This window comes from Peribacillus sp. SIMBA_075 (assembly GCF_046534585.1).
In genome coordinates this window covers 1-264 of the sequence record NZ_JAWRYN010000814.1, presented here as the reverse complement: position 1 = coordinate 264, position 264 = coordinate 1, and the positions used below count along the sequence as shown (strand labels likewise).

1 protein-coding gene is annotated in these 264 nt (G+C 31.4%); it reads right to left on the bottom strand.

What is annotated here, in order from left to right; all coding sequences use genetic code 11:
- On the bottom strand, positions 1-264 hold a 264-nt coding region (locus SB775_RS30485), incomplete at both ends, for an ABC transporter permease (protein WP_410864995.1).

The window sequence follows — 264 nt, the reverse complement described above, 5'->3', positions numbered from 1 at the left end:
GTGCTGTTAAAGAAAGCATACATGTAATAAGTAGCGTTAGCCATATGGAGCCAGCTACATACAAGTCTAAAATATAAACTGAAAAATTCACGATTATAATTGATTGTATAAATGCAAAGATTCCAAAACCAATAATATATCCTACAACTATTTCCCATCTTCTCACTGGAGTGGACAATAACCTCTCTAATGTACCACTTAAACGTTCTCTAACAAAGGAAACTCCAGATAATATAAATACAAAGAAAAATGTAAAGAAACCAA